General features: G+C 56.8%; 23 protein-coding genes. 15 read left to right on the forward strand and 8 right to left on the reverse strand.

Annotated features, from left to right (window positions below; all coding sequences use genetic code 11):
- Window positions 1–120: 120 nt before the first annotated feature.
- The 3 genes from HALA3H3_RS24370 to HALA3H3_RS24380 form a co-directional block, all read right to left on the reverse strand.
- Window positions 121–489, reverse strand: a complete 369-nt coding sequence (locus HALA3H3_RS24370) for a PIN domain-containing protein (RefSeq protein WP_022519685.1) — start codon at window positions 487–489, stop codon at window positions 121–123.
- The gene (locus HALA3H3_RS24375) at window positions 479–712 is read right to left on the reverse strand and encodes a hypothetical protein (RefSeq protein ID WP_022519686.1); all 234 of its coding nucleotides are present in this window, start codon (window positions 710–712) and stop codon (window positions 479–481) included. The genes HALA3H3_RS24370 and HALA3H3_RS24375 overlap by 11 nt, the downstream gene beginning before the upstream one ends.
- A gap of 375 nt (window positions 713–1087) precedes the next feature.
- Entirely contained in the window at window positions 1088–2062 is a 975-nt protein-coding gene (locus HALA3H3_RS24380; protein WP_022519687.1) for a malate dehydrogenase, read from the reverse strand.
- 245 nt (window positions 2063–2307) lie between these two features.
- Here HALA3H3_RS24380 and HALA3H3_RS24385 point away from each other — a divergent pair, with 245 nt between their 5' ends.
- Complete coding sequence (locus HALA3H3_RS24385; RefSeq protein WP_022519689.1) at window positions 2308–3426, forward strand: efflux RND transporter periplasmic adaptor subunit; 1119 nt, start codon at window positions 2308–2310, stop codon at window positions 3424–3426.
- Window positions 3410–6481, forward strand: a complete 3072-nt coding sequence (locus tag HALA3H3_RS24390) for an efflux RND transporter permease subunit (RefSeq protein ID WP_022519690.1) — start codon at window positions 3410–3412, stop codon at window positions 6479–6481. The genes HALA3H3_RS24385 and HALA3H3_RS24390 overlap by 17 nt, the downstream gene beginning before the upstream one ends.
- 248 nt (window positions 6482–6729) lie before the next feature.
- Here HALA3H3_RS24390 and HALA3H3_RS24395 read toward each other — a convergent pair whose 3' ends face one another.
- Window positions 6730–7218 carry an Rsd/AlgQ family anti-sigma factor gene (locus tag HALA3H3_RS24395; protein WP_022519691.1) on the reverse strand — a complete coding sequence of 163 codons (489 nt, stop codon included), beginning with the start codon at window positions 7216–7218 and terminating at the stop codon, window positions 6730–6732.
- 385 nt (window positions 7219–7603) lie between these two features.
- Between HALA3H3_RS24395 and HALA3H3_RS24400 the strand changes: the two genes are divergently transcribed.
- The 13 genes from HALA3H3_RS24400 to HALA3H3_RS24460 all read left to right on the forward strand — a co-directional run bounded on the left by HALA3H3_RS24400 (window position 7604) and on the right by HALA3H3_RS24460 (window position 20396).
- Entirely contained in the window at window positions 7604–9889 is a 2286-nt protein-coding gene (locus HALA3H3_RS24400; protein ID WP_022519692.1) for a bifunctional salicylyl-CoA 5-hydroxylase/oxidoreductase, read from the forward strand.
- Complete coding sequence (locus HALA3H3_RS24405; RefSeq protein WP_022519693.1) at window positions 9886–10656, forward strand: SDR family NAD(P)-dependent oxidoreductase; 771 nt, start codon at window positions 9886–9888, stop codon at window positions 10654–10656. The genes HALA3H3_RS24400 and HALA3H3_RS24405 overlap by 4 nt, the downstream gene beginning before the upstream one ends.
- Window positions 10653–11111: a MarR family winged helix-turn-helix transcriptional regulator gene (locus HALA3H3_RS24410; protein ID WP_022519694.1), complete on the forward strand. Its 459-nt coding sequence runs from the start codon at window positions 10653–10655 to the stop codon at window positions 11109–11111. The genes HALA3H3_RS24405 and HALA3H3_RS24410 overlap by 4 nt, the downstream gene beginning before the upstream one ends.
- Window positions 11112–11154: 43 nt before the next feature.
- Window positions 11155–11967, forward strand: a complete 813-nt coding sequence (locus tag HALA3H3_RS24415) for an enoyl-CoA hydratase family protein (protein WP_022519695.1) — start codon at window positions 11155–11157, stop codon at window positions 11965–11967.
- Window positions 11967–13100, forward strand: coding sequence for an acyl-CoA dehydrogenase family protein (locus tag HALA3H3_RS24420; RefSeq protein WP_022519696.1), 1134 nt, complete (start codon window positions 11967–11969; stop codon window positions 13098–13100). The genes HALA3H3_RS24415 and HALA3H3_RS24420 overlap by 1 nt, the downstream gene beginning before the upstream one ends.
- A 125-nt stretch (window positions 13101–13225) precedes the next feature.
- Complete coding sequence (locus HALA3H3_RS24425) at window positions 13226–14914, forward strand: benzoate-CoA ligase family protein (RefSeq protein WP_022519697.1); 1689 nt, start codon at window positions 13226–13228, stop codon at window positions 14912–14914.
- 40 nt (window positions 14915–14954) lie between these two features.
- Window positions 14955–16100, forward strand: a complete 1146-nt coding sequence (locus tag HALA3H3_RS24430; protein WP_022519698.1) for an ABC transporter substrate-binding protein — start codon at window positions 14955–14957, stop codon at window positions 16098–16100.
- A gap of 63 nt (window positions 16101–16163) precedes the next feature.
- A complete protein-coding gene (locus HALA3H3_RS24435) occupies window positions 16164–17084 on the forward strand; it encodes a branched-chain amino acid ABC transporter permease (protein ID WP_009288482.1) in 921 nt (306 codons plus the stop codon).
- On the forward strand, window positions 17077–18132 hold the full coding sequence (locus HALA3H3_RS24440) for a branched-chain amino acid ABC transporter permease (protein WP_022519699.1): 1056 nt from the start codon (window positions 17077–17079) through the stop codon (window positions 18130–18132). Before HALA3H3_RS24435 ends, HALA3H3_RS24440 begins: the two co-directional genes overlap by 8 nt.
- Entirely contained in the window at window positions 18125–18877 is a 753-nt protein-coding gene (locus tag HALA3H3_RS24445) for an ABC transporter ATP-binding protein (RefSeq protein ID WP_022519700.1), read from the forward strand. Before HALA3H3_RS24440 ends, HALA3H3_RS24445 begins: the two co-directional genes overlap by 8 nt.
- A complete protein-coding gene (locus HALA3H3_RS24450; protein ID WP_035538356.1) occupies window positions 18870–19550 on the forward strand; it encodes an ABC transporter ATP-binding protein in 681 nt (226 codons plus the stop codon). Before HALA3H3_RS24445 ends, HALA3H3_RS24450 begins: the two co-directional genes overlap by 8 nt.
- A 13-nt stretch (window positions 19551–19563) precedes the next feature.
- Window positions 19564–19971, forward strand: coding sequence for an acyl-CoA thioesterase (locus HALA3H3_RS24455; RefSeq protein ID WP_022519702.1), 408 nt, complete (start codon window positions 19564–19566; stop codon window positions 19969–19971).
- An 11-nt stretch (window positions 19972–19982) separates the two neighbouring features.
- Entirely contained in the window at window positions 19983–20396 is a 414-nt protein-coding gene (locus tag HALA3H3_RS24460; protein ID WP_022519703.1) for a RidA family protein, read from the forward strand.
- Window positions 20397–20618: 222 nt separating this feature from the next.
- Here HALA3H3_RS24460 and HALA3H3_RS24465 read toward each other — a convergent pair whose 3' ends face one another.
- The 4 genes from HALA3H3_RS24465 to HALA3H3_RS24480 all read right to left on the reverse strand — a co-directional run bounded on the left by HALA3H3_RS24465 (window position 20619) and on the right by HALA3H3_RS24480 (window position 26165).
- Window positions 20619–21494 (reverse strand): alpha/beta hydrolase, encoded by an 876-nt coding sequence (locus HALA3H3_RS24465; protein ID WP_022519704.1) that lies wholly within the window; start codon window positions 21492–21494, stop codon window positions 20619–20621.
- A gap of 27 nt (window positions 21495–21521) precedes the next feature.
- Window positions 21522–22022, reverse strand: a complete 501-nt coding sequence (locus tag HALA3H3_RS24470) for a disulfide bond formation protein B (RefSeq protein ID WP_022519705.1) — start codon at window positions 22020–22022, stop codon at window positions 21522–21524.
- Window positions 22019–23659 (reverse strand): glutamate--cysteine ligase, encoded by a 1641-nt coding sequence (gene gshA, locus HALA3H3_RS24475; protein WP_022519706.1) that lies wholly within the window; start codon window positions 23657–23659, stop codon window positions 22019–22021. Before gshA ends, HALA3H3_RS24470 begins: the two co-directional genes overlap by 4 nt.
- A gap of 148 nt (window positions 23660–23807) precedes the next feature.
- The gene (locus tag HALA3H3_RS24480; protein WP_022519707.1) at window positions 23808–26165 is read right to left on the reverse strand and encodes a Tex family protein; all 2358 of its coding nucleotides are present in this window, start codon (window positions 26163–26165) and stop codon (window positions 23808–23810) included.
- Between the last annotated feature and the right edge of the window lie 42 nt (window positions 26166–26207).

The raw sequence follows: 26207 nt of genomic DNA on the forward strand, positions 1-26207 counted from the left end.
TTGTAGCGCGTGGTAACGAGTCTGCGAGGAACGAGCAAACGAGGCACCCAGGCGGCGGAACGACGCCCAGGGGCATCGCACGCGCCCTGGTATCAATAATTGCCACACGCAGGGAAATATTTAGCGGCTTAGGAGAGTATCAAGGGAAATCACATTACCAGCATGTTTAGCTGCTAACTTAACGTCGTCTGTGACCAACGTTGCTGCTGCTACAGATGCAGAAGCAGAGATAATACTATCCGGTAGTTTCATCTGAGTACTACGTCGTACCTTGATGGTTTCGTTTTTGACCTGATGATCCAGTTCCACTCTTGTTAGCTGGGCCAATATCACCTTAATCGCCTGCTCATCCTCTGGGAGCAAACCGGGAAAGGCCAGAAGTTCAAGCTCAGTGGTGACAGAAAAGGCGTAATGGGCAGCAGGCAGACACAACTGACGTTCAATGGCATTAATGAAGATATTGGTATCGAGGAGATAGCTACCATTCATCTCGCAAATTCCTTTGGTATTCGACTCCGTCATGAGCTGTCAGAGATGGAGCTTTCACAGAGGTAAAATCTATTCCAACTTGCTTAACGGAGGAGCTCTCCTCCTCCGTTGTATTTTCATACAAAACAACGATTCGGGCATGTCTGTTCTTTAAATGCGCATATTCATCGGGGATTTTAACTATCCCATTCTGAATATCTGCCTCAAATTCAATCGCATGCATTTTAATCCCCCTTATAACTAAATAGCTTACCTCGCCATTTGACACTCTTTCTGTCGAAAATTCGAGTAACTAACGAACGGACTAATAATCCCGGCACCGCTCCGCGCTGCTTTCGCGGGTGCGCTTCGCTTACCACGCGCTACGAAACCCACCAAATCAGGTGCGTGCACATACCGTAGCGCGTGGTAACGAGTTTGCGAGTTCAACGAGCAAACGAGGCACCCGCGGGAGGCGGCGGAACGACGCCCAAGAGCATCACACCAACCTCGGCACCGTTGCATGCTGCTAAATCTCACCCAATAAAAAACCCCACAAGCTAAGCTTGTGGGGTTTTGGCGTTGACTGCTGCTTCAAAAACAGCGGCAGTGAGCGCGTTTAGCCGAGCAGGTGCTCGACGGCTGCACGCTCTTCGCGCAGTTCTTTCTCGGTGGCTTTCATCTTCTCTTGGCTGAATTCGTCAATTTCGAAGCCTTGAACGATTTCATACTTGCCACCCTGGCAACGCACTGGGTAGGAGTAGATGATGCCTTCGTCGATGCCGTAGCTACCGTCAGACGGAATTGCCATGCTGACGATGCCTTTGGAACCCAACGCCCAGTCGTGCATGTGGTCGATGGCGGAAGAGGCAGCAGAAGCGGCAGAAGAGGCACCGCGTGCTTTGATGATCGCCGCGCCGCGCTGCTGCACGGTGGGGATAAAGTCGTTTTCGTACCAGTCGCGCTCAACCAGATCGAACGCTGCTTTGCCGTCGACTTTGCACTGAGCCAGATCCGGGTACTGGGTGGCACTGTGGTTGCCCCAGATGATCATGTTTTCAACGTCAGTAACGTGCTTACCGGTTTTCTGTGCTAGCTGGGTCAGGGCGCGGTTGTGATCCAAACGCGTCATGGCGGTGAACTGACCTGCGTCCAGATCCGGCGCGTTGCAAGAGGCAATTAGCGCGTTTGTGTTGGCCGGGTTACCCACGACCAACACTTTCACATCACGGCTGGCGTGATCGTTCAATGCTTTACCTTGAACGGAGAAGATCGCTGCGTTGGCTTCCAACAGGTCTTTACGCTCCATGCCTGGGCCACGCGGACGTGCGCCAACCAGCAGGGCGAAATCGGCGTCTTTGAACGCTACGTTCGGATCATCAGTGGCAACAATGTCTTGCACCAGCGGGAAGGCACAGTCGTTAACTTCCATTACCACGCCGTTCAGGGCGTCCATTGCCTGGGGAATTTCCAGAAGCTGGAGAATGACAGGCTGATCCGGCCCCAACATGTCGCCAGCGGCGATACGGAAAATAAGAGAGTAGCTGATCTGACCGGCGCCGCCGGTAATCGCAATACGTACTGGATCTTTCATCATTGCTCCTTGATTGGTTCGCCTAGGGATGGTTCTCGCCTGAGGAGTGGCTTAACAGAACTCAAGACGCAAAGATGGTATGCCCAGCCGGGGAAAAACTCAATCAGACATGAGACTAGTATTCATTCAGATATCGCGCTGCTATCAGCACTGTGGCTTGCTACTCGCTGAAAAGGTTGAGTTGCGCTATGGTGTCTTCGGCTTAATGCTCTCCTTTCTTGTTTTGCTAAGGACATGGACGCCCCATGCGAAGAATCCCCTTCTCTTACGCCTTGGCTAGCCTACTGGTGCTGGCGCTGGTGATATGGCTTGCTTTTGGTAATTTTCAAGGCTTTCAGACTACGCCCCCAGACGCCCCAGTGCGCAGCGAAGCAGGTTCGCGGGTTGAAATTGTCGTGCAGCAGAGCACGCCGTTTATTCCTCAGCAAATCGTCCAGGGCCAACTGACGGCAGAGCGCGAAACAATCCTGCGCGCCAACGTCGCGGGCTTTGTGGCTGAGAAGCCGATCGCGCAAGGTAGCCGCGTTGCGGCGGGCGATACTCTGTTAGTGCTGGATAATGACGCTCTGCCCGAGCAGCTACAGCAGGCCCGGGATGAACTAGCCGTGGCCGAGGCGGAGTATGCCGGGGCTCGCAACCTGCGCCAACGGGAGCTGATTTCCCAGCCCGAGTTACTGCGCCTGCAGAGCGCACTAAGCGCCAGCGCTGCTTCCGTGGCGCAACTCCAGAAGCAACTGGACGACAGCCGCCCCACCGCACCTTTCGATGGCGTGCTGAACCGCGTGCAGGTAGAGCTAGGCGACCTGCTGCAGCCCGGTGAAGAGTGGGGCCAGTTGGTCGATGACCGCCGTTTGACAGGTGCCGCCTGGGTTTCTCAGCAGCAAGTGGGCGATTTAAGCGAGGGGTTACCGGTCACCGCGCGGCTACTCAATGGCGACCACCTCGAAGGTGAGCTGACCTTTGTTAGTCACCGCGCTGAAGAGGCCACTCGCAGCTTTTATATCGAAGCCACGCTGGATAACCCGGCCGGTAAACGCCTGGCAGGCGGCAGCGCGGAGCTGACCATTACGCTGCCGCCCCGCCAGGTGCACACCCTTTCGCCTGCGCTGCTGAGCTTGAATAGCGAAGGCCAACTGGCGGTCAAGCACCTGGATGAGAACGACACAGTACAGCAGACCACCGTGGAGCTGGTGAGTGCCGATACGCAGCACGCCTACGTGACTGGCCTACCCGACCCGCTACGCCTGATCACGTTGGGCGCCGGCATGGTAGATATCGGTGAGACAGTGACCCCGGTGCCTGTTGAAGAGGCGATTATTTCACAGCCGGCGGAACAGGATAGCGTTCATGCGCCAGTTGATTAATGCGGCGCTAGCCCACACTCGCACGACATTACTGCTGCTGGTGAGTCTTCTATTGGCGGGCATCACTGCCTGGCAGATGATTCCTAAAGAAGCTAACCCCGACGTCACCATTCCGATGATTTATGTCTCGCTGACACTGGAGGGGGTGAGCCCCGAGGATGGCGAACGGCTACTGATTCGCCCCATGGAGCAGGAACTGCGTGGCATTGAAGGGTTGCGCAAGTTCACCGCCCAATCCAGCGAGGGGCATGGCTCGATTACTCTGGAATTCGACCCCGGCTTTGATCCCGACACCGCGCTAACCGATGTACGTGACCGGGTGGATATTGCCCGCAGCGAACTACCTTCCGAGGCCGATGAGCCGCGGGTGATGGAGGTCAACGTCTCGGAGTTTCCGGTGTTGACCATTGGCCTCTCCGGGCAGTTGGATACCCGTGAGCGCATGACGATTGCCCGACGCTTGCAGGAGGAGATCGAAGGTATTGCCGATGTGCTGGAAGTCGATATTGCCGGTGAGCGGGAAGATCTGCTGGAGATCGTCGTGGATCCGCTGGTATTGGAAAGCTACGGCGTCGACTTTGACACGCTATTTAATCAGGTATCGCGCAATAACCGCTTGGTTGCGGCCGGCAGTTTGGATACCGGTGCGGGGCGCCTGGCCTTGAAAGTCCCCGGTATTATCGAGTCCCTTGACGATGTTATGAATATGCCGGTCAAGGTCGATGAGGATCGTGTGGTCACCTTTGGCGACGTGGCCTGGATAAACCCCACCTATAAAGACTCCGAAGGCTTTGCCCGCATCGATGGCCAGCCAGCGGTGGTGCTGGAAGTCTCCAAACGCGCCGGGGCGAATATCATCGCCACCATTGGCGCGGTGCGTGACCGCTTAGCCGATGCAGATGATTTGCTTCCCGAGCAGCTACGTTTCACCACTATTCTGGATGAGTCGACCACCGTTGAGAATATGCTTTCCGAGCTGCTCAACAACGTACTGACCGCCGTGGTGCTAGTGCTGATTGTAGTGGTCGCGGTGATGGGCTGGCGCATGTCGCTGCTGGTGGGGCTTACCATTCCCGGCGCCTTCTTAACCGGTATTCTGCTGGTATGGGCGTTTGGTTTTACGCTCAATATCGTGGTGCTGTTTGCACTGATTCTGGTGGCGGGCATGCTGGTGGATGGCGCTATCGTGGTCAGCGAGCTTGCCGACCGACATCTGCGCGATGGCCAAACTCCCCATCAGGCGTGGCTCAACGCCGCTTCAAGAATGAGCTGGCCGGTGATTGCCTCGACGGCCACTACGCTGGCGGTCTTTATTCCCCTGCTATTCTGGCCCGGAGTAGTCGGCCAGTTTATGAAGTATCTGCCCGCCACAGTGATTTTGTGCCTGCTGGCATCGCTGGCCATGGCGTTGGTGTTCTTACCTACTCTTGGGCGCCTGTTTACGCGTACCACCGCAACCACGACAGACGCTAACCATGATGAGGCGACAACCTCCTTTGGGCGCGGCTATCGCCACCTGCTGGCAAGGCTACTTATGCACCCTGCCTGGGTACTGCTGGTGACCGTATTGTTAATGGCGCTGCTGTATACCGGCTATGCGCGCTTTAACCACGGTGTCGACTTCTTCCCAGCCGTAGAGCCCGACAGCGCCCAGGTGTTGGTGCGCGCTCGAGGCGATTTCTCCGCCGTGGAGACCGATGCCATTGTGCAGCGGGTGGAAGCCAAATTATCCGGCATGAGTGAAGTGCGAGCGCTGTACGCGCGCTCCTTTGCTGTGCCTAACGAGCAGATGGGCAACGACGTGATTGGCATGCTGCAGTTCCAGTTTATCGATTGGCATGAGCGTCGCCCTGCCCAGGCCATTTTGGACGACATGGCCGAGCGCGCCGGGGATATTCCTGGCATTACGCTGGAATTCCAGGAGCAGGATATGGGCCCCGGCGGCGGCAAGCCAATTGTGCTTGAAGTGAGCGCGACGAATCCCGATGTCGCCAATGCCGGCGTTAACCAAATAAGCCAGTTAATGCGCGAGCTGGGTGGCTTTACCGATATTCAGGATAACCGCAGCCTACCTGGCGTGGAGTGGCGGGTTAACGTGGATCGTGAAGCCGCGGCACGCATGGGTACCGATGTAACGACCATTGGAAGCGCGGTGCAACTCCTGACGACCGGCCTTCAAGTGGCTAGCTACCGGCCCCCCGAAGTCAGCGATGAAGTGGATATCCGCGTGCGCCTACCGCAAAACTGGCGTTCACTGGATCAGTTGGAGCGGTTGACGATCAATACCCAGCGGGGCCAAGTGCCGATCTCGCATTTTGTGACTCTGGAACCGGCGCCGAAGGTCGGCACCCTGAACCGCATCGATGGACGTCGGGCAATTACCGTTGAGGCTGACTTAGCACCAGGCTATCTCGCCGATGAACGCCTAACTGCCCTGCTAGCCGCAAGCAGCGACAGTTTGCCTGATGGCCTGATGGTCAACGTGGCAGGCGAGCAGGAGGACCAGCAGGAATCGATGCAGTTCTTAGCCAGTGCCTTCTTGATTGCTATCGGTTTGATGGCGCTGATTCTGGTCACCCAGTTCAATAGCTTTTATCAGGCGGGGCTGGTGCTTTCGGCGATTGTGTTCTCCACCGCGGGCGTGCTCATGGGCCTACTGATTACCGGCCAGGCTTTTGGCATTGTCATGGTGGGGATGGGAGTGATTGCCCTGGCGGGTATCGTGGTCAATAACAACATTGTCTTGATCGATACCTACAACGAACTGCGCGGCCAGGGTATGACACCCGGCGAGGCCGCCCTTGAAGCTGGCTGTTTACGCCTACGCCCGGTGCTATTAACGGCGATTACTACGGTATTGGGGTTAATGCCGATGGTACTGGGGGTCAATGTAGACCTGTTCACCCCTGCCCTGGGCTTTAATGCACCCTCCGCCCAGTGGTGGACGCAGATGTCGAGCGCCATAGCCGGCGGCCTCACCTTCGCCACCGCGCTAACACTGCTGCTCACGCCGTGTATGTTGGTGATTGGGGGTAAGCTTCGTCGTAGGGGGTGAATGGTGAATGGTGAATGGTGAATGGTGAATGGTGAATCGATTATAAGGTATTGGGCACCCATCGTTTTATGTGCACGGGTAATGGGGTATTCGGCACACCCACCGCGTTATGTGCACGCGTGATTTAGTAGCGCGGCGTAAGCGTTAGCGCACCCGCGAAAGCAGCGCGCAGCGGTGCCGGGGTTGAAGCGGGATTACCATGGAGCAAAAGCGCCGCATGGCGGCGCCTGTCTAATGGAAGGTCTTACTTAAGCGGGGGCTTTGGTGTGCTGCGGGCTGTGTGCGGCGTGTAAGCGCGCGATCAATTGGTCTTCCAGCGCGAAGCGTTCGGTAAGGCCGCGGGCTAAGCGGTCGATCCAGGCAGGTAGGCGGGCGATATTTTGCTCGCAGCTGAGCGTGGAGCCAAAATCGGTATCGAACTCCAACACCATCTCGGTGGACATATCCAAACGCTCGAGCAACTTCTCCGCGATGACGAGCGCGCCCTCGTCGCCAAAGGCCCGTGCCTCTTCTGAGAGCTGGGGATAAATCTCAAAGTGACCGGCGCTGATGTAATCCATTAGCTTTTCACTAAATGTATCGATAGGCGCTTTGCTCACTGCTTCCAATTCAGCATCACACGCTTCTTTTAGCTCAATAAAGCTGATCAATAGCTGACGGCGCTGATCCAGCCAGCGGTCAATCAGGGAATGCACGCCTCCCCAGCGCTCCAGGGCATTTTTGCAATCTTCGAGCATGGGGCTTTCTCCTTAAAATCACCTTTAACTGCTATTAATAACTACTATCAAACGCTCAGATCAAATAATAGGCTTAGAGTCGCGCCTCCCACTACCTCTGTCAATCCCAGCAAGTACGGTTTCCATGGTACTAAAAGTTCACTGCCCATAACGCTTTCTTCTATGGCTGATAACCAGCGTTCTCAAGCGGCTGCCACTGCCATATTCTGCTTCTATTTATGCTCTCATCTTCCGGGCACCATTGCGAGCTTAGCCGTGTGCAGGGCGCTAAGTGTTCGTACGCCTATTTGCAGGCAAATACTTTAAGCTTAAAAAGTTTATGCTTGAATTTTATAGAACCCTCTCCTATCTTCAGAAAAGAGAGTGTTTTCCATGGAGAATAAAAATGAGAATCGCCTGCCTGGGTGGAGGGCCTGCCGGCCTCTATTTCGCTATCAGCATGAAGCTACACGATCCCTCCCATGAGATCGTGGTGATTGAGCGCAACCGTGCAGACGACACCTTCGGCTGGGGCGTGGTGCTGTCAGACGAAACCCTCGACAACCTGGCAGCCAACGACCCGGCCAGTGCAGAGCGCATTCGTGAGCATTTCGCCTATTGGGACGATATTACGGTCGTTCATAAAGGTTCCAAAACCGTCTCTACAGGCCACGGATTTTGCGGCATTGGCCGCCGCCAACTGCTGATTCTGCTACAGGAACGCGCTCGCGAACTCGGCGTTGAGATGCGCTTTGAAACCGATATAACAGAAGCCTCCATTGAGCAGTACCGGCGTGAGTATGACTTGGTCTTGGCCGCCGATGGCCTTAACTCTCGCACCCGCCAAACCTACGCCGATCACTTCAAACCCGACATTGATGTACGAGCGTGCAAGTTCGTTTGGCTGGGTACCCATCAAACCTTCAACGATGCTTTCACCTTTATTTTCGAGAAGACCGAGCATGGCTGGGTATGGGCCCACGCCTATCAGTTTGATAAGGATACGGCGACCTTTATCGTTGAGTGCAGTGAAGCCACTTGGCAGGCGTTTGGCTTTGGCGAAATGAGCCAGCAGGAGTCGATTTCAGTCTGCGAGCGCATCTTTGCCAAGCATCTCGACGGCCATGCGCTGATGACCAACGCCAACCATATACGCGGCTCCGCCTGGATCAACTTTCCACGGGTACTTTGCGAGCGCTGGAGCTATGAAAACGTCGTATTGATGGGTGACGCCGCCGCCACCGCACACTTTTCGATTGGCTCCGGCTCCAAGCTCGCGCTGGAGAGCGCCATCGCGCTGGCCAACTACTTGCACAGCGAAAACAGTATGGCAGCTGCCGTTGCTCGCTATGAAGAGGAGCGCCGCTTCGAAGTGCTGCGCCTACAGTCAGCCGCGCGCAACTCCACTGAGTGGTTTGAGCAGGTGGAGCGCTACCTGGATCTCGACCCGGTACAGTTCAACTACTCGCTATTAACTCGCTCCCAGCGCATCAGTCACGAAAACCTGCGGGTACGCGATCCCCAGTGGCTGGAGAGCGCAGAGCGCTGGTTTCAAACCCAGACGGGCAACACTGGCAGCGCCCGCGCACCAATGTTTGCCCCTTATCAACTGCGCGATATGACGCTGGTTAATCGCGTGGTGGTCTCTCCCATGGCGCAGTACAAAGCCGTCGATGGCTGCCCTACCGATTGGCACTTTAGCCATTACGCCGAGCGCGCCAAGGGCGGCGCAGGCCTGGTATATATCGAGATGACCTGCGTCAGCCCCACAGGGCGAATTACCCCAGGGTGCCCAGGTTTATACGCCCCGGAGCACGAAGCAGCGTGGAAGCGTCTTTGTGATTTCGTACACGCCGAAACCAAGGCCAAGTTGTGCGCCCAAATTGGCCATTCAGGAGCAAAGGGCTCTACCCAGCTGGGCTGGCAAGAGATGGATGCCCCGCTTGCAGATGGCAATTGGCCAATATTGGCAGCTTCAGCGCAGCCCTGGTCAGCGCGTAACCAAGTGCCCAAGGCAATGGATCGCGACGATATGGATCGGGTGCGCGACGAGTTTGTCAGTGCGGCGCAGATGGCCGACCGCGCAGGTTTTGACATGATCGAGATTCACGCCGCCCACGGCTACCTGCTCTCTTCGTTTATCACGCCATTAACCAACCACCGTGACGATGAATATGGCGGTTCACTGGATAACCGCCTGCGCTACCCGCTTGAAGTGATTAACGCCGTGCGCCGCGTTTGGCCTGCCCATAAGCCGCTTTCGGTGCGTATTTCCGCCAACGACTGGTGCGGCGATGAAGGCATAACCCCAGACGATGCGGTGGAGATCGCCAAACGGCTGCGGGATGCGGAGGTGGATATTGTCGATGTCTCTGCCGGACAAACCTCGACCCAGGCGAAGCCGGTCTATGGACGTATGTTCCAAACGCCCTTCTCTGACCGGATACGTAACGAGACGCCTATCGCCACCATGGCGGTGGGTAATATCTATCAGGCCGACCACGTAAACTCGATTCTGATGGCTGGGCGCGCTGACTTAGTCTGTATCGCCCGCCCCCATCTCGCTGATCCTTACTGGCTGCTGCACGTTGCCGCTGGTTTGGGTGACAGTGAGGTGGAGTGGCCAGCGCCCTACCGGGCAGGGGCCGATCAGCTACAGCGCTTGGCTGAACGTGGCGAGGGCTGGGTATGAGCCAATCCGATAGAAACTCGGCAGCGAACAGCCTGGCAGGCAAGCGGGCGGTGATTACCGGCGGCGGCAGCGGTATCGGTGCGGATATGGCTGTGGCCTTTGCCAAAGAAGGCGCCGAAGTCACCATTACCGGCCGCCGTGAGGCAACTCTTCAAGCCGTTGCCGAGCAGTATGATGGCATTCGTGCCGCCGTGGTCGATGTCACCGACGAAGCCTCCATGGTGGCGCTATTCGAGAACATCGGCAGTGTGGATATCGTTATCGCCAACGCCGGAGCGGCTGAGAGTGCGCCGTTCACAAAGACCTCTTTCGAGCAGTGGCAACGCATGTTGAATGTAAACCTTAGCGGAGTATTTCTGACCCTGCGCGAGGGCTTGAAACAGTTGAACGACGGCGGGCGATTGATTGCCGTTGCCTCCACCGCGGGCCTGAAAGGCTACGCCTATGTGGGCGCTTACTGCGCGGCAAAGCATGGCGTAGTGGGGTTGGTGCGTTCTCTGGCTGCTGAAACCGCCACCCGCGATATGACCGTTAATGCGCTCTGCCCGGGTTTTACCGATACACCGCTATTGGCCGCCAGCGTCGAGAATATTGTGACCAAAACCGGCCAGTCCGCCGAACAGGCCACTGCACATTTTCAATCGACCAACCCCACCGGGCGGTTAGTCACCCCCGCGGAGGTCACCGCGACAGCCCTATGGCTATGCGGGCCTAACAGTGGCGCGATCAACGGTCAGGCGATCTCCATCTCAGGGGGTGAAGTATGACAGCAGAAAGCTTAAGCAAGGAGCGCCTGCGCCTATGGCTGCGCATGCTGCGGGTTACCCGTCAGGTGGAGTCAGAGCTGCGCGAACGGCTGCGAACCGAGCACGACTCTACACTGCCGCGCTTTGATGTGATGGCCGCGCTATATGCCGCTGAGGAGGGCCTGAAAATGAACGAGCTCTCCAAGCGGCTGCGGGTTTCCAACGGCAACGTCACCGGCATTATTGACCGCTTGGTGGAGGATGGCGCCGTGGAGCGTATTGCCATTGAGGGCGACCGGCGCGCCACGCGGGTCTGCCTGACCAACGCTGGTCGCGAAAGCTTCAGAGCCATGGCCGGTGAGCATGAACGCTGGATCAATGCGCTATTTGAGGGCGTGACTGAAGAGGACGCCCACCACATAGGCGAGTTGCTGCATCGTTTACCGGCTGCTCCTAACGAGGCCTCCTTATCTTAACGACGGCGGCCCCGATTAATCACTGACAGACGAGAACAAGAATATGAAGAGCATGGCTGACTTGGCCCCCGAGCATTTTATTTGGGAAATGAGTGGTGATGTCGCCGTTATCCGGTTGAATCGCCCAGAGCGCAAGAACCCGCTGACATTCGAGAGCTACGCCGAGCTGCGCGATACCTTTCGTGACTTGGCCTATGCATCCGATGTGCATGCCGTGGTGTTTACCTCCAACGGCGAGAACTTCTGCTCCGGAGGCGACGTACATGAAATCATCGGCCCCTTGGTGGGCAAGGATATGAAGGGACTGCTCGAGTTCACCCGCATGACCGGGGATCTAGTCAAGGCCATGCTGAACTGCGGCAAACCGATCATTGCCGCCGTCGACGGCATCTGCGTTGGCGCAGGGGCGATTATTGCCATGTCCTCGGATATTCGTTTTGCCACTCCCCGCGCCAGCACGGCGTTTCTGTTTACCCGTGTGGGACTGGCGGGCTGTGACATGGGCGCCTGCGCAATTCTACCGCGCATTATCGGCCAGGGCCGCGCCGCCGACCTGCTCTACAGCGGCCGTAGCATGAGTGCCGAGGAAGGCCTCCAGTGGGGCTTTTACAACCGAGTGGTCGAACCAGACGCCCTGGAAGAAGACGCCATTGCTTACGCCACCCGCCTGGCTCAGGGCCCCACCTTCGGCCACAGCATTACCAAAACCCAGCTAAACCAGGAGTGGTCGATGAGCCTGGAGCAGGCCATCGAATCGGAAGCCCAGGCCCAGGCGATTTGCATGCAGACCAACGATTTCGAGCGCGCCTACCACGCCTTCGTAGCCAAGCAAAAACCTGAGTTCAAGGGGGACTGATGAGCGACAAGAGCTTTCTAGCGTGGCCCTTTTTCGAGGCCAGACACCGCGAACTTTCCGAGCAGCTCGAAGCGTGGTGCCGCACTGAACTACCCTGCGACCACAGCGATGTAGATACGACCTGCATTCAACTGGTACGCGATTTAGGCAAAGCTGGGTTTCTGGAAGGCACTGCGGGCGAGCATATCGATGTGCGCAGCCTGTGCCTAATCCGTGAAACCCTGGCCCGCCATGATGGCCTGGCCGATTTTTCGTTTGCCATGCAGGGGCTGGGAACCGGTGCGATCAGCCTATATGGCAGCGATGAACAGAAGCAGTGGCTGGACAGAACCCGGCGTGGTGAAGCAATTTCCGCGTTTGCCCTGAGCGAGCCTCGCTCGGGCTCTGATGTGGCCCAGTTGGATACCACCGCTGAGCGCGAGGGTGATAGCTACCGTTTGAATGGCGAAAAGACCTGGATCTCCAACGGTGGTATTGCCGATATCTACACAGTCTTTGCCCGCACCGGTGAAGGTCCCGGCGCCAAAGGGCTTTCAGCCTTTTTAGTGCCTGCCGACACCCCCGGATTGGAGATTCGTGAGCGCCTGGAGTCGGTGGCGCCTCACCCGCTGGCACGGCTGGGCTTCAACGATATGGTGCTGCCTGCCAGCGCGCTGATCGGCAAGCCTGGGCAAGGCTTTCGGATCGCCATGTCGGTGCTGGACGTTTTCCGCTCCACGGTTGGCGCGGCGGCCCTGGGCTTCGCCCGCCGGGCAATGGAAGAGTCGCTCTCCCGCAGCCGCTCCCGGGAGCTGTTTGGCGCCACCCTCTCCGACTTACAGATGGTGCAGGGCCACTTGGCTGATATGGCGCTAAACGTGGATGCCTCCGCCCTGCTGGTTTACCGCGCTGCCTGGACGAAAGATCAAGGTGCTGAGCGGGTGACCCGTGAAGCGGCAATGGCCAAGCTATTTGCCACCGACCAGGCCCAGCAGGTGATTGACCAGGCAGTACAGCTTCACGGCGGCGACGGCGTTCGCAAAGGCCATATTATCGAAAGCCTCTACCGGGAAATCCGCGCGCTGCGTATTTATGAAGGTGCCTCAGATGTACAAAAAGTAGTCATCGCCCGCAGCATCCTCGCGGAAGAGTAAACAGCAAAAACCGTACAGCAGTTTTCAACAACAATAAAACACAACGCCAGACACCGTATCCCTGCCCGCGCTTCCTTTGAGCCGTGGGCAGGAATAAACAACGACACCAAATACGGAGGTTGGTCATGTACATCCAGTCGGCCCATGCTGATACTTTTGCGCGGGATAACCTGCCACCCACTGATTGCCAGCCTGAGTTCCTGCTCGCGGGCTACCATTATCCCCAACGACTTAACGTGGGCGTTGAGCTCTGCGATCGACTGCTCGACCAGGGTCACGGTGAACGGATTGCCTTAGCGGGCAATGGCCGTCGTCGCACCTATCAAGAGCTCACTGAGTGGACCAACCGCCTTGCCCACGTGCTGGTCGAAGACCTGGGCGTGGTTCCCGGCCAGCGGATATTGATCCGTTCCGCCAACAACCCGGCCATGGTGGCCTGCTGGCTGGCCGCCACCAAGGCGGGTGCCGTGGTGGTCAACACCATGCCGATGCTGCGAACCAAAGAGCTATGCCAGGTAATCGATAAAGCGGAAATCAGCCTCGCCCTGTGCGATACCCGTCTGCTCGATGAACTGGTTGAGTGCCAACAGCACAGCCCGGTGCTCAAACGTGTGGTTGGCTTTGATGGCACGGCTAACCACGACGCCGAGCTTGACCGTTTAGCGCTGGGCAAACCCGCCACCTTTGAAGCGGTGGATACCGCCGCCGACGATGTGGCGCTGCTGGGGTTTACCTCTGGCACTACCGGCTCACCCAAAGCCACCATGCACTTTCACCGCGACCTGCTGGTCATTGCCGACGGCTACGCCAAGGAAGTCCTACAGGTAACGCCGGAGGACGTGTTCGTCGGTTCGCCGCCGCTGGCATTTACCTTTGGCCTGGGCGGGCTGGCCATTTTCCCGCTGCGCTTCGGCGCCACCGCCGTGCTACTCGAACACGCCTCCCCGCCCAATATGATGGACATTATCCGCGAGTATCAGGCCACGGTGGTCTTCACCGCACCAACAGCCTACCGGGCGATGCTCTCAGCACCTACTCGCCATGAGGATTTGAGCAGCCTGCGCGTGGCGGTTTCCGCTGGCGAAACCCTGCCCGCACCGATTTATCATGACTGGATCAAGCAAACCGGCACACCGATTCTCGACGGCATCGGCGCAACTGAAATGCTGCATATCTTTATCTCTAATCACCTGAATGACCATCGCCCCAGCTGCACCGGCAAACCGGTGACCGGTTACGAGGCACGAATCGTTGATGACGAGATGAATGATGTCCCTCGCGGCACGGTCGGCAAACTGGCCGTGCGCGGCCCTACCGGCTGCCGCTACCTGGCCGACAAGCGCCAGCAAAAGTATGTAAAGGCAGGCTGGAATATCACCGGTGATGCGTTTTACCAGGATGAAGAGGGCTACTTCCACTTCGCCGCTCGCAACGACGATATGATCGTCTCGGCGGGCTATAACATCGCAGGCCCCGAGGTGGAAGCAGCCCTGCTGGCCCACCCCGCCGTGAAAGAGTGCGCGGTGATTGGCGCGCCTAGCCAAGAGCGTGGCCAAATTGTCGAGGCTTTTGTTGTTCTAAACGATGGTTTTCAGCAAGATGAAGAATGTCAGCAAATGTTGCAGGACTTCGTGAAGCAGACCATCGCGCCGTATAAGTACCCTCGCTCCATACGATTTATCGAGGCACTACCTAAAACATCCACGGGTAAGGTTCAGCGCTTTCGGCTGAGCCAGGAACATTACCCGAGTGCTGGCTCTCCTGGCATCAATGTGAATAGCACTAACATCAATAGCACCAACACCAACGCATGACCCTCTAAGTAATAAACGATTAAAAAATGAGGAATGATCCATGAAAATGATATCCCGCTTTGGCCTTGGCTTACTGCTCTCCTCCAGCCTGGTAACCACTGCTCACGCTGATGACGTTAAAATTGGCATGATTACCACCCTCTCAGGCGGCGGTTCGCACCTGGGCGTGGACGTTCGCGATGGCTTCATGCTGGCACTTGAGCAGTCGGGCCGCGACGACGTGGAAGTGCTGATTCAGGATGATGCGAGACGCCCCGACCTGGCGCGTACGCTGGCCAATGAGTTTATGCAGCGTGATGAGGTCGATATTCTTACCGGCATTATCTGGTCAAACTTGGCAATGGCGGTCGTTCCTTCGGTGGTACGCCAGGGCACCTTCTACCTGTCACCTAATGCCGGGCCCTCGGATTTAGCAGGGCGCATGTGCCACGAGAACTACTTCAACGTGGCGTATCAGAACGACAACCTGCACGGCGCCATGGGCGCGTATATGCGCGAAGAGGGGTATGAGCGCCCGATCATCATGGCGCCCAACTACCCTGCTGGCACCGATGCGCTGGCAGGCTTCAAACATCTTTACGAGGGTGAGGTCGTTGGCGAGCTTTACACCCAAATGGGCCAGACCGACTACGCGGCTGAAATTGCCCAGATTCGTGATAGCGATGCCGACAGCTTGTTCTTCTTCTTACCCGGCGGTATGGGCATCTCGTTTATGAAGCAGTGGGAAAGCTCCGGTGTCGATATGCCGATCTTTGGCGCCGCCTTCTCGTTTGATGAAATCTTAATCAAAGCGGTAGGCAGTGCGGCGATTGGCGCACGCAACACCTCGCTATGGGCCTATGACCTGGAAAACGAGGCCAACGATCGCTTTGTTGAGGGCTTCCAGGAAGCCTATGACCGCACGCCAACGTTGTACGCGGCACAAGGTTACGACACCGCCAATCTGATTCTTAGCGCGCTTGAAACTGCCCACCCCGATGACAAAGACGCCTTCCGCGAGGCACTTCGTGCCGCTGACTTTGATAGCGTACGCGGTGAGTTCCGCTTCGGCCCGAACCAGCACCCTATCCAGGATATTTACGTGCGTGAAGTCGTGGAGGGTGACGATGGCGAGCCCACCAATCGCCTGATCGGTGTCGCAATCGAAGATATCCAAGACGTCTATTACGAGCAGTGCCAGATGTAAGCTCGCCTCGGCTGGGTGTAGCCGCCCAGCCTTTTCTCTTTACCTGCGCTAAGGATACCCAACGTGTCCGTTACTCTGCTGATAGAGCAATTACTGAACGGCGTGCAGCTCGGCACGATGCTGTTTTTGATGGCCAGCGGCCTCACCTTGGTGTTTGGGGTGATGGGGCTGATCAATCTTGCCCACGGTTCTTTTTATATGGTGGGCGCCTACGCCACGGCAGCGGTGACTGCCTCAACGGGCTCTTTTCTGATTGGACTGGCTGCTGGGATGACCGCGGCCGCCCTGGTAGGTGCACTGGTAGAACTGTTGGTGATACGCCGACTTTACCACCGTCCTCATCTTGATCAGGTATTGGCAACCTTTGCACTAATACTGATTTTTTCGGAGGGCACGCGCTGGATCTTCGGCTCTTCACCGTTATGGTTGAGTCCTCCTTCTTGGCTGACGGGGTTTGTCACCCTGCCAGGTGATACCCGCTACCCCATCTATCGGCTGATGCTGATTGGGGTGGGTATCGCTATTTCGATTGCCCTTTACTTGCTTATCTCGCGAACTCGACTCGGTATGCGCATTCGGGCAGGTGAAAGCGATCGCGAAATGATTGGTGCGCTGGGGGTCAATATTTCAAAACTCTATACCTTGGTGTTTGCCTTAGGGGCGGCGTTAGCGGGTTTAGCCGGCGCTTTAGTAGGCGCATTGCAATCTGTACAGGTGGGTATGGGCGAGCCAGTGCTGATTTTAGCGTTTGTCGTAATCGTCATTGGCGGTATCGGCTCAATTAAAGGCGCGCTACTCGGTGCCCTGCTGGTGGGTATTGTCGACACCTTGGGTCGGGTCTATCTGCCCATCTTCTTTCAAGCGTTTATGCCACCGTCTGAGGCGACCGGCGTCGGTTCGGCGTTGGCCGCGATGCTGATCTATATCCTCATGGCCGTCATTCTCGCGTTCAAGCCTAAGGGACTGTTCTCTGCCCATGACTAATACCACTTCCTTGTCCAAGAACGCTGCGCTAGCGCCCGAAGCGGATAGACCTTTTGACCGCAAAGGGCTGGTTCAGATGGCCCTGCTCGGGCTACTGCTGTTACTGCCTGTAGCAGCCTATTTCTTGGGCCATATTTATTATGTCAATCTGGCCTCGCGTATCACCATTATTGCCATGGCGGCCGTTGGCCTTAACCTGGCCATTGGCTATGGGGGCATGGTGAGCTTTGGCCACGCGGCCTATTTCGGCTTAGGTGGCTATGTGGCAGGCATCAGTGCTTATCACGCTTTTGATATGACCCCATTTATGACGTGGCCTTTCAGCGTGCCGGGCAGCGACAATTTACTGGTGATATGGCTCGCCGCTATGTTGCTGTGCGGGCTGCTAGCGCTGGTCATCGGCGCTATCTCACTGCGTACCACGGGGGTCTATTTCATTATGATCACCCTCGCCTTTGCGCAGATGATTTACTACTTTGCCAACTCCTGGCCGACCTATGGCGGCGAAGATGGTCTGCCTATTTATATTCGCAACACCCTGCCCCTGTTCAATAACAACATGCTCGATAGCAGCGATGCACTCACCTATTTCCTGATCTGCTTCACCGGGCTTGTGTTAGCAATGGCAATTACCTCACGAATGATGAAATCGCGCTTTGGTGCGGCCTTGACCATGGCACGGCTTAACGATGTACGCCTTGCCACTGCCGGGATCAGCCCCTACCCCATTCGCTTGGTGGCGTTTGTGATTTCTGCCGCGATTACCGGGCTTGCTGGTGCGCTTTATGCGGATCTGAATGGCTTTGTTAGCCCGACAATGTTGAGTTGGCACTTCTCCGGCGAACTTATGGTCATCGTCATTTTGGGCGGCGTGGGGCGCCTTTACGGCCCGTTAGCCGGTGCGGTGCTGTTTGTGATGATGGAAACCTTTCTGGGGGGAGTCACCCAATATTGGCAGCTTTTCCTCGGGTTAGTACTGCTTGGGGTGGTGCTATTTGCCAAACATGGTGTGATGGGTTGGCTGGCCGGGAGGGAACGCAATGAGTGATGTGGTTCTTTCACTACAAAACCTGCATAAGCGCTTTGGCGCACTACAGGCGACCAGCGATGTTTCGTTGGATCTTAGACCCGGGGAGATTCACGCCTTGATTGGCCCCAACGGCGCGGGGAAATCGACCCTGATTGGCCAAATCGCGGGGAATATACGCCCTGATGAAGGGAGTGTTTACTTAGCAGGCTGTGAGATCACGAGCATGAGTATCGCTCAGCGGGCGCGCCTGGGCCTGGGGCGTAGCTTTCAGGTCTCCTCGCTGGCGGAGCCGCTATCGGTGATGCGCAATGTGATGATGGGAGTTCAAGCGCTGCAGAGTCACAGTTTTCGGTTCTGGAAGCCCGTTGCTCGCGATCGGCAACTGCTTGAACCAGCCTATGAAGCACTGGCGCGTATGCAGCTTAGTCACCGCGCCTGGACGCCGGTATTTGAACTTTCCCACGGGGAACGCCGCCAGGTTGAGGTGGCTTGCGCTCTGGCGCTCAAGCCCCGCGCACTGCTGCTGGACGAACCCATGGCAGGCTTGGGTCCAGAAGGATCGGCAAAGCTGACCGAGCTGCTGGAGGCGCTTAAGCTGGAAGTGCCTATCCTGCTGATCGAGCACGATATGGAGGCGGTATTTCGTCTGGCTGATCGTATCTCTGTGTTGGTATCCGGGAGCGTTATCGCCCATGGGGATAGCCACACTATTAGGCAGGATCCCCGCGTCCGTGAAGCCTACCTGGGGGATTCTGATGCTTAAGGTTGCTGATATTGAAACGTTTTATGGGCCCTCTCAGGCGTTATTTGGCGTTAGCCTTGACGTTAACGCCGGTGAGATGGTCGCCCTAATGGGGCGTAACGGTATGGGTAAAACCACCACCATTCGCTCGATATTCGGTCTGACTCCGGCCAGCCGTGGCACGATTGAGTTTGAATCCCAGAACATACGCCGCTTACCCGCTTTTCGTATCGCTAAAGCGGGGCTTGGCTTGGTGCCGGAGGGGCGCCGCTGTTTCCCTAATTTGTCGGTGCGCGAAAACCTATTGGTGACCGCCCGCCCGGGCGAGTGGACACTGGAGAAAGTAGAAACGCTGTTTCCGCGCTTGGAGGAGCGCCGCGCGCAAATGGCCAAGACCCTCTCCGGCGGTGAGCAGCAGATGCTGGCTATTGGCCGGGCGCTGATGACCAATCCGCGTTTGCTGGTGCTGGATGAAGCCACTGAAGGATTGGCGCCGGTGATTCGCCAGGAGATCTGGCGGGCAATTCGGCTGCTCAAGGAGCAAGGTCAAGCTACGCTGCTGGTGGATAAGTCATTAAGCGAAATTCTACCCATCGCTGACCGCTGCACCATCCTGGAAAAAGGCTGCACCGTATGGGATGGCAAACCCGCCGCGCTGGACAGCACTGTGCGTGACCGTTATCTGGGCGTGTAGGGAGGAGAAAACAGTGGCGTTTACTACCCAGCGAAAAGTTCGTTTCCAGCACTGTGATCCGGCGGGAATCGTTTTTTACCCCCGCTATTTCGAGATGATCAATTCAGTGGTGGAGGATTGGTTTGAGGAGGTCGTGCAGCGTGACTTTAACCAACTGCATGTGGAGAGCGGCACCGGGGTTCCCACCGCCGCTATCGACACCCAGTTTCATGCGCCGAGCCGGTTAGGCGAACGACTCACCTTTGAATTAGCGGTTCAAGCCGTTGGGCGTAGCAGCCTTACCCTTCAGATTATCGCTTACTGCGGTGATCAGAAACGTCTAACCAGTCGTTCAACCCTTGTATATGTGGATCTAAATAGCGGTCAGCCAATGCCCTGGACAGAGGCTATGCGCCAGCACTTTACCGTCGAAAACCTATAAGGATAGCCATAATGAGTGACGCCAACTTTCATCAGCTTCTTCACCCTTCGCATTGGAAAGCAGCGGTGGGCTACGCTAACGGCGTGCTGGCTTCAGGCCAGAGTGTGTTTGTAGGTGGGCAGATTGGTTGGAATGCCGACCAGGTATTTGAAAGCGATGACTTTGTCGTTCAAGTGAATCAGGCGCTGCAAAATATCGTGGCGATCTTAAAAGAGGCGAACGCAGGCCCGGAGCATATCGTGCGGTTGACCTGGTATGTGACGGACAAGCAGGAGTATCTGGCGCGGCTTAAGGAGGTGGGCGCCGCCTATCGCGAGGTGCTGGGCAAGCATTTTCCGGCAATGACGATGGTTCAGGTGGCGGGGCTGGTTGAGGATCAGGCTAAGGTGGAAATCGAAGCGACGGCGGTGATTCCGGCTCATTAAGGATAATCAAAAGTGCCTCTAGCAGAGTACAAAGAGGTGCACCGGATCGAAACAACCTTCCGCGGGGGCGCTGTGAACCCATCCCTGGGCGCTACTTTCGCCATCTGACCGCCATGGATGGCGGAAATGCCGGAATTGTCGGGAACATTTTCCGGCCCTGGCGAAAGACCCCCGCTTCAGGCTGATTTCGATCCTGTATTGAGAAGCTTCGTTAGTTTTTAATCATATCTTAACGCTAGCGTGAAATTCTTTAATCCACTCAACAAAACAACCATCGTTAAGATAGTGCTCAAGAATCGAGAAGTGGTCTACGTCGGAAAGTAGCTGCTGAGTCACTGTTTGGCCTTGCTGGCTCAAATGCTCAGCATAGCTGCTCATCTGGCGCTCGAACTCTTCTGACTCCAGGCCCCCTGCTACCAGCTTTATAGGCGCAGGTACTCGGCATGGCAGCCATATGGGGCTGAACTCCTGCACATCGCGCCCGCTAAGCTGAAGCTTGGGCTGCAGCCACGACCAGGGAAAAGGCCGCAGGTCGTATAAACCGCTGATACACAGCGCACCACGAATCAGCTGGTTGGGTAAGCCAAAAGCGCCCTCCCAGTCCGTCGACATTAGCATCGCGCATAAATGCCCGCCCGCCGAGTGTCCCGAAATACTCAGCTGCTCAGGATCAACGCCCAATTCAGCGGCATGGCGATAAACGTAGGCCACCGCTGCTTGGCTCTGCCGCACCAGCTCGCTAAAGCGTACCTGCGGGCAGAGAGCGTAGTTGACCACCGCGACGGTGATACCGGCTTTCACCAAGTCGTCAACGATAAAGCTAAATTCACGATGACTCAGCGAGCGCCAGTAGCCGCCGTGGAAAAACACATGCACCGGCGCTTTTGGGCTATCGGTATCAGGTGCATCGGCATGAAAGATATCCATGCGTTCCGCAAGCGTTGGGCCATAAGGCAGATCGAGCGTTGTGCGGTGGTTAACTCTTGATGCTTCACTGCGCTCACGCCAATCCTTTACCAACACCGCCGGGTCACGACCCATCATCGGGTCGTAGGCGCGGTCGATCTCTTCTTGAGTCGCAAAATGTTGATAAAGCATGTACGTCTCCTTATCCCTGACGCCCTACTAACCCCGACTTTTCATCAACAGCATACGCAGCGGTGCGATTGCCAGAATGGCAAATCCGATTAGCGTCCAGGCGGGCAGTGATAGGCCGAGCAACGAGAAATCGATATTGGCGCACTCGCCTGAGCCGGTTAACACCATGGCCACCACGTCCTGCATGGGCAGAATATCCATCATGTAATCGAGCCCAGGGCCGCAGGAAGGGACTTCATCGGCGGGCAAGCCTTGTAGCCAAACGTGGCGGCCAGCGATAAAGGCACCGGTTCCCACAGCAGCCAGCGACAGCAGCCCGTAAATCACTTTGCCTACACGCCCGGCGGGACTGTGAATAGCGGCTATCGCGAACACGATGCCCGCGACGATCACCGCTACGCGCTGAAAGATACACAGCGGGCAGGGTTCATATCCGCCGATGTGCTCAAGCCCCAGGGCTACCGCCATCATTAAAACGCAGAAGGCTAAACCAGCCAGGGCGGCCGAGCGAAAGGAGTGCAGAATCATTGTCTAACCTCAGATGGCAGCGCCGACATGGCGCGGGACTCACGAGCTTTAGTGAAATAGGCCTGCAAGAACTCTTCGAAGGTCTCTTTATCAGCGGCTTCAATATCGTGCTGCTGCTGGTGCGAGGTCTCAATCAGCTGAGCAAGCAGCGCTTCACGACTGCGCTGCATCGGCGCGGCTTTTAACTGCTCGGCCTGCTCTTTGGCCAGGCTAAGCATCAAATCGCTTAACGATCCGCCGTGCGCTTTTAACCGTTCCAGCACCTGGGCAGAAGGCGTTAGCGAAGGGTCTGCAAGACGTGGTGCAAGGCTTGCCAGCGCATCAGCATGCGGGCTCCCCTCTTCGACCGCATCCAGCAGGCGGGCAACTTCGCCCATCTCGGCGAAAATCTGCTCGCCCCACTCATGCACGGAGGTGGTTTCACCGTGGTTGATTAGCGTGAGTTCAGGGTCACGGCCGCGTTCCACCACCCAGCGGCGGTTGTCGTCCAAGCGGTCACACTCTTCGTCGGAGATCCACGGGCTGTCGCTGAGTAGGCACCACATCAAAAAGGTGTCCACAAAGCGCATCTGGTCTTCAGTAACGCCCAGGGGGTCGAAGGGGTTTAAATCCAAACAGCGTACTTCGATATACTCCACGCCGCGGGCTTCGAGGGCTTGGCTGGGCGTTTCGTTGTGTTTGGCAACCCGCTTGGGCCGAATGTCGCTGTAGTACTCGTTTTCGATCTGGAGAATATTAGCGTTCAACTGACGCCACTCACCATCCACGTTAACACCCATTTTTTCATAGTCGGGCCACGGTGAAGAGATGGCGTGCCGCAGGGTATTAACGTAGTTAGAGAGCGAGTTAAAACAGATTTTAAGCTGCGACTGTACTTTGTTTTGATACCCCAGATCGGACATCCGCAGAGTCGTCGCGTATGGGGCAAAGTAGGTGTCGTCGCTAAGCGACTGCAGTTTTTCGGGTACCTTACCTTCAGGCAAAAAACTTTTATCGATGGCCGGTGAAGCGCCAAACAGGTAGAGCAACAACCAGCTATGGCGGCGGAAGTGGCGGATCATGCCGAAATAGCGGGTGGAGCGGTAGTCGTTAAAGGGGATATTGTTGGCTTTTTCCAACTCGCGCAGTGCGTGCCACATGTCATCGGGCAGCGATACGTTGTAATGAACGCCTGCAATCGCCTGCATGATGCGGCCGTAACGCATGTCCAACCCTTTGCGGTAAACATGCTTCATGGTGCCCACGTTGGAGCTGCCATAATCGGCAATCGGCACGCTGTCGTTGCCGGATAGCCTAGAGGGCATGCTGCCGGGCCAGATCCACTCGTTTTGCAGATGATGGTAGGTAAAGGTATGCAGATCAGATAGAAAGCACAGCGCTTCACCTGGCTGAGAGTAAACCGGCGTGATGTACTCTAACAGCGACTCTGAGTAGTCGGTGGTGATATGCGGGTGGGTTAATTTCGAACCCAGCGCGTACGGGTGCGGCGTTTGCGCAATGTGGCCAGTAGCGTCGACCCGCAGCCCCTCTTTTTCAAGCCCACGACGCAGGCGGCCCAACCGACCAAGGCGCGCACTGGGTATCAGGCGCTCGACTTGCGCGGTCAGCGCGGATGGCACAGTGAGTGGTTCAGGCAAGGTGAACACTCCTTGTCAGTAAAGCCCGCCGTGAGCGGGCCTTGGTGTAGTCAGGTGGCATCGCCATCATCGCTGATTCAAAAACAGAAAACAGGATATGGCGGCAACGATCGTTTTTTCAAGACACCTTCGCTTCCAGGGCACGCGACTATTTGCCGCCACGCGCTTTCAGCAGCGCAGCACCCAGTGCACCCATAGGCTCCGGCGCTTCCGCTTTATTGGCGTTGTTACGCTGGTTTCGAGCCGGTTTACGGGCACCACTGTGTTGATCTTTAGGCGAGCCACTGTGCTTATTGGCACCGTTTTCAGCCTCGGGCTGGTCATCCAAACGCATCGATAGACCTACCCGTTTACGGGGGATATCGATGCTCATCACTTTAACGGTGACGATATCCCCTGCTTTGACTACGCTGCGCGGATCATCGATAAAGCGATCAGATAGCGCCGAGATATGTACCAGGCCGTCCTGATGGACACCGATATCCACAAAAGCGCCGAAGTGGGTCACATTGGTGACTGTGCCTTCGAGCACCATGGAAAGCTTGAGGTCATTAAGGGTTTCGACACCTTCGCGGAATTCGGCCGCTTTAAACTCAGGGCGAGGGTCGCGACCAGGTTTATCCAGTTCTTTGAGAATATCGCTGACGGTGGGCACGCCGAAACGCTCATCGGCAAAATCGGCGGGCTTTAAGGCTTTCAACGCGGCGCTGTCGCCAATCAAGCCGCGTACTTCACGCCCGCTCTGCTTGGCGATACGTTCCACCAGTGGGTAGGCTTCCGGGTGAACGGCGCTGGCATCCAAGGGGTTATCGGCATTGTGGATACGCAGGAAACCCGCGCACTGCTCGAAGGTTTTGGCACCGAGGCGGCTCACTTCTAACAGCTCTTTACGGTTTTTGAAGGCGCCTTTGACATTACGCTGAGCAACGATATTTTCGGCCAGCGCAGCGCTCAGACCGGCTACCCGTGAGAGCAGTGCGCTGGAAGCGGTATTGAGGTCGACGCCCACGGCGTTAACACAGTCCTCAATGACGACTTCCAGGCTGCGCGACAGCTGCACCTGGGAGACATCGTGCTGGTATTGGCCTACGCCAATCGACTTGGGCTCAATTTTAACCAGCTCAGCCAGCGGATCCTGCAGGCGGCGACCAATAGAGACGGCACCGCGTACTGTGACATCGAGATCGGGCATTTCCCGCGAGGCGTATTCAGAGGCGGAGTAGACCGAGGCGCCCGCTTCAGAGACCATCACTTTGCTTAACCGGTGCGCTGGCGCCAGGGCTTTTAGTAGTTCGCCCGCGAGCTTGTCAGTTTCACGACTGGCGGTACCATTGCCCACCGCAATCAGCTCGACGCCGTACTGTTTCACCAGCTTAGCCAGCACGCTCAAGGCTTCATTCCACTGGTTTTGCGGCGCATGGGGGTAGATAGTGGTGTGATCGACAAATTGCCCAGTGGCATCGATTACCGCGACCTTACAGCCGGTGCGCTGACCGGGGTCGATGGCAAGGGTGACTTTCTGCCCCGCCGGCGCGGCTAGCAGCAGGTCTTTTAGATTAGCCGCAAACACTTCAATGGCGGTGAGCTCAGCCTGTTCGCGCAGGCGGCCCAGCAGCTCGGTCTCCAGGGCAGTGTAAAGCTTCACCCGCCAGGTCCAGCGGACGACTTCGGCTAACCACTTATCCGCCGGGCGGCCCTGGTCGCTGATGCCAAACTGCTTGGCAATCGCCAACTGGGCGGGGTGAATGGGGGCTTCGTCTTCGCCGGGCAGTCGAATCGACAGGCTCAACACACCTTCGTTACGCGCCCGGAACATTGCCAAAGCGCGGTGTGATGGCGCTTTGGCGAGTTTCTCATCGTGTTCGAAATAGTCGGAGAACTTGGCGCCCTCCTGCTGCTTACCCTCCAGCACCCGGGCGCTAAGCTCGCCCTCTTGCCACAGCCGTTCGCGCAGTTGGCCGATGAGCTCGGGATCCTCGGCGAAGCGCTCCATCAAGATCTGCTTGGCGCCATCCAGAGCGGCCTTGGCATCTTCGATGGCAGGAATATCGCCTTCTGCTGGGCGCAGATAGTTTTCCGCTTCGCTTTCCGGATTAAGCGTTGGATCGGCAAGCAGCGCATCCGCCAGCGGCTCAAGCCCTGCTTCGCGAGCGATTTGCGCTTTGGTGCGGCGTTTTTTCTTAAACGGCAGGTATAAATCTTCCAAGCGTTGCTTGGTCTCGGCAGCGTCGATGCTGGCTTTCAGCGTAGCATCGAGCTTGCCCTGCTCATCAATGGCGACAAGTACCGCGGCGCGGCGCTCTTCCAACTCACGCAGATAGCGAAGCCGTTCATCCAACTGGCGTAGCTGGATATCGTCCAGCGCGCCGGTGACTTCTTTACGGTAACGGGCAATGAAGGGCACGGTGGCGCCGCCATCCAGCAGCTCCACCGTGGCGGACACTTGCTCGGGACGCACACCAAGCTCAGTGGCCAGGCGGGAAATAATACGCTGATTGACATCCATAAATTGCAACTAACTCATGCAGCATTTTTTAGTGCCAACAAG

The organism is Halomonas sp. A3H3 (assembly GCF_000982975.1).
Classification (GTDB): domain Bacteria; phylum Pseudomonadota; class Gammaproteobacteria; order Pseudomonadales; family Halomonadaceae; genus Vreelandella; species Vreelandella titanicae.

Excerpts from the sequence above, each read along its gene's own strand:
- HALA3H3_RS24370 (WP_022519685.1), bottom strand. The coding sequence starts at position 489 with ATGAATGGTAGCTATCTCCTCGATACCAATATCTTCATTAATGCCATT.
- HALA3H3_RS24375 (WP_022519686.1), bottom strand. The coding sequence starts at position 712 with ATGCATGCGATTGAATTTGAGGCAGATATTCAGAATGGGATAGTTAAA.
- HALA3H3_RS24380 (WP_022519687.1), bottom strand. The coding sequence starts at position 2,062 with ATGAAAGATCCAGTACGTATTGCGATTACCGGCGGCGCCGGTCAGATC.
- HALA3H3_RS24385 (WP_022519689.1), top strand. The coding sequence starts at position 2,308 with ATGCGAAGAATCCCCTTCTCTTACGCCTTGGCTAGCCTACTGGTGCTG.
- HALA3H3_RS24390 (WP_022519690.1), top strand. The coding sequence starts at position 3,410 with ATGCGCCAGTTGATTAATGCGGCGCTAGCCCACACTCGCACGACATTA.
- HALA3H3_RS24395 (WP_022519691.1), bottom strand. The coding sequence starts at position 7,218 with ATGCTCGAAGATTGCAAAAATGCCCTGGAGCGCTGGGGAGGCGTGCAT.
- HALA3H3_RS24400 (WP_022519692.1), top strand. The coding sequence starts at position 7,604 with ATGAGAATCGCCTGCCTGGGTGGAGGGCCTGCCGGCCTCTATTTCGCT.
- HALA3H3_RS24405 (WP_022519693.1), top strand. The coding sequence starts at position 9,886 with ATGAGCCAATCCGATAGAAACTCGGCAGCGAACAGCCTGGCAGGCAAG.
- HALA3H3_RS24410 (WP_022519694.1), top strand. The coding sequence starts at position 10,653 with ATGACAGCAGAAAGCTTAAGCAAGGAGCGCCTGCGCCTATGGCTGCGC.
- HALA3H3_RS24415 (WP_022519695.1), top strand. The coding sequence starts at position 11,155 with ATGAAGAGCATGGCTGACTTGGCCCCCGAGCATTTTATTTGGGAAATG.
- HALA3H3_RS24420 (WP_022519696.1), top strand. The coding sequence starts at position 11,967 with ATGAGCGACAAGAGCTTTCTAGCGTGGCCCTTTTTCGAGGCCAGACAC.
- HALA3H3_RS24425 (WP_022519697.1), top strand. The coding sequence starts at position 13,226 with ATGTACATCCAGTCGGCCCATGCTGATACTTTTGCGCGGGATAACCTG.
- HALA3H3_RS24430 (WP_022519698.1), top strand. The coding sequence starts at position 14,955 with ATGAAAATGATATCCCGCTTTGGCCTTGGCTTACTGCTCTCCTCCAGC.
- HALA3H3_RS24440 (WP_022519699.1), top strand. The coding sequence starts at position 17,077 with ATGACTAATACCACTTCCTTGTCCAAGAACGCTGCGCTAGCGCCCGAA.
- HALA3H3_RS24445 (WP_022519700.1), top strand. The coding sequence starts at position 18,125 with ATGAGTGATGTGGTTCTTTCACTACAAAACCTGCATAAGCGCTTTGGC.
- HALA3H3_RS24450 (WP_035538356.1), top strand. The coding sequence starts at position 18,870 with ATGCTTAAGGTTGCTGATATTGAAACGTTTTATGGGCCCTCTCAGGCG.
- HALA3H3_RS24460 (WP_022519703.1), top strand. The coding sequence starts at position 19,983 with ATGAGTGACGCCAACTTTCATCAGCTTCTTCACCCTTCGCATTGGAAA.
- HALA3H3_RS24465 (WP_022519704.1), bottom strand. The coding sequence starts at position 21,494 with ATGCTTTATCAACATTTTGCGACTCAAGAAGAGATCGACCGCGCCTAC.
- HALA3H3_RS24470 (WP_022519705.1), bottom strand. The coding sequence starts at position 22,022 with ATGATTCTGCACTCCTTTCGCTCGGCCGCCCTGGCTGGTTTAGCCTTC.
- HALA3H3_RS24480 (WP_022519707.1), bottom strand. The coding sequence starts at position 26,165 with ATGGATGTCAATCAGCGTATTATTTCCCGCCTGGCCACTGAGCTTGGT.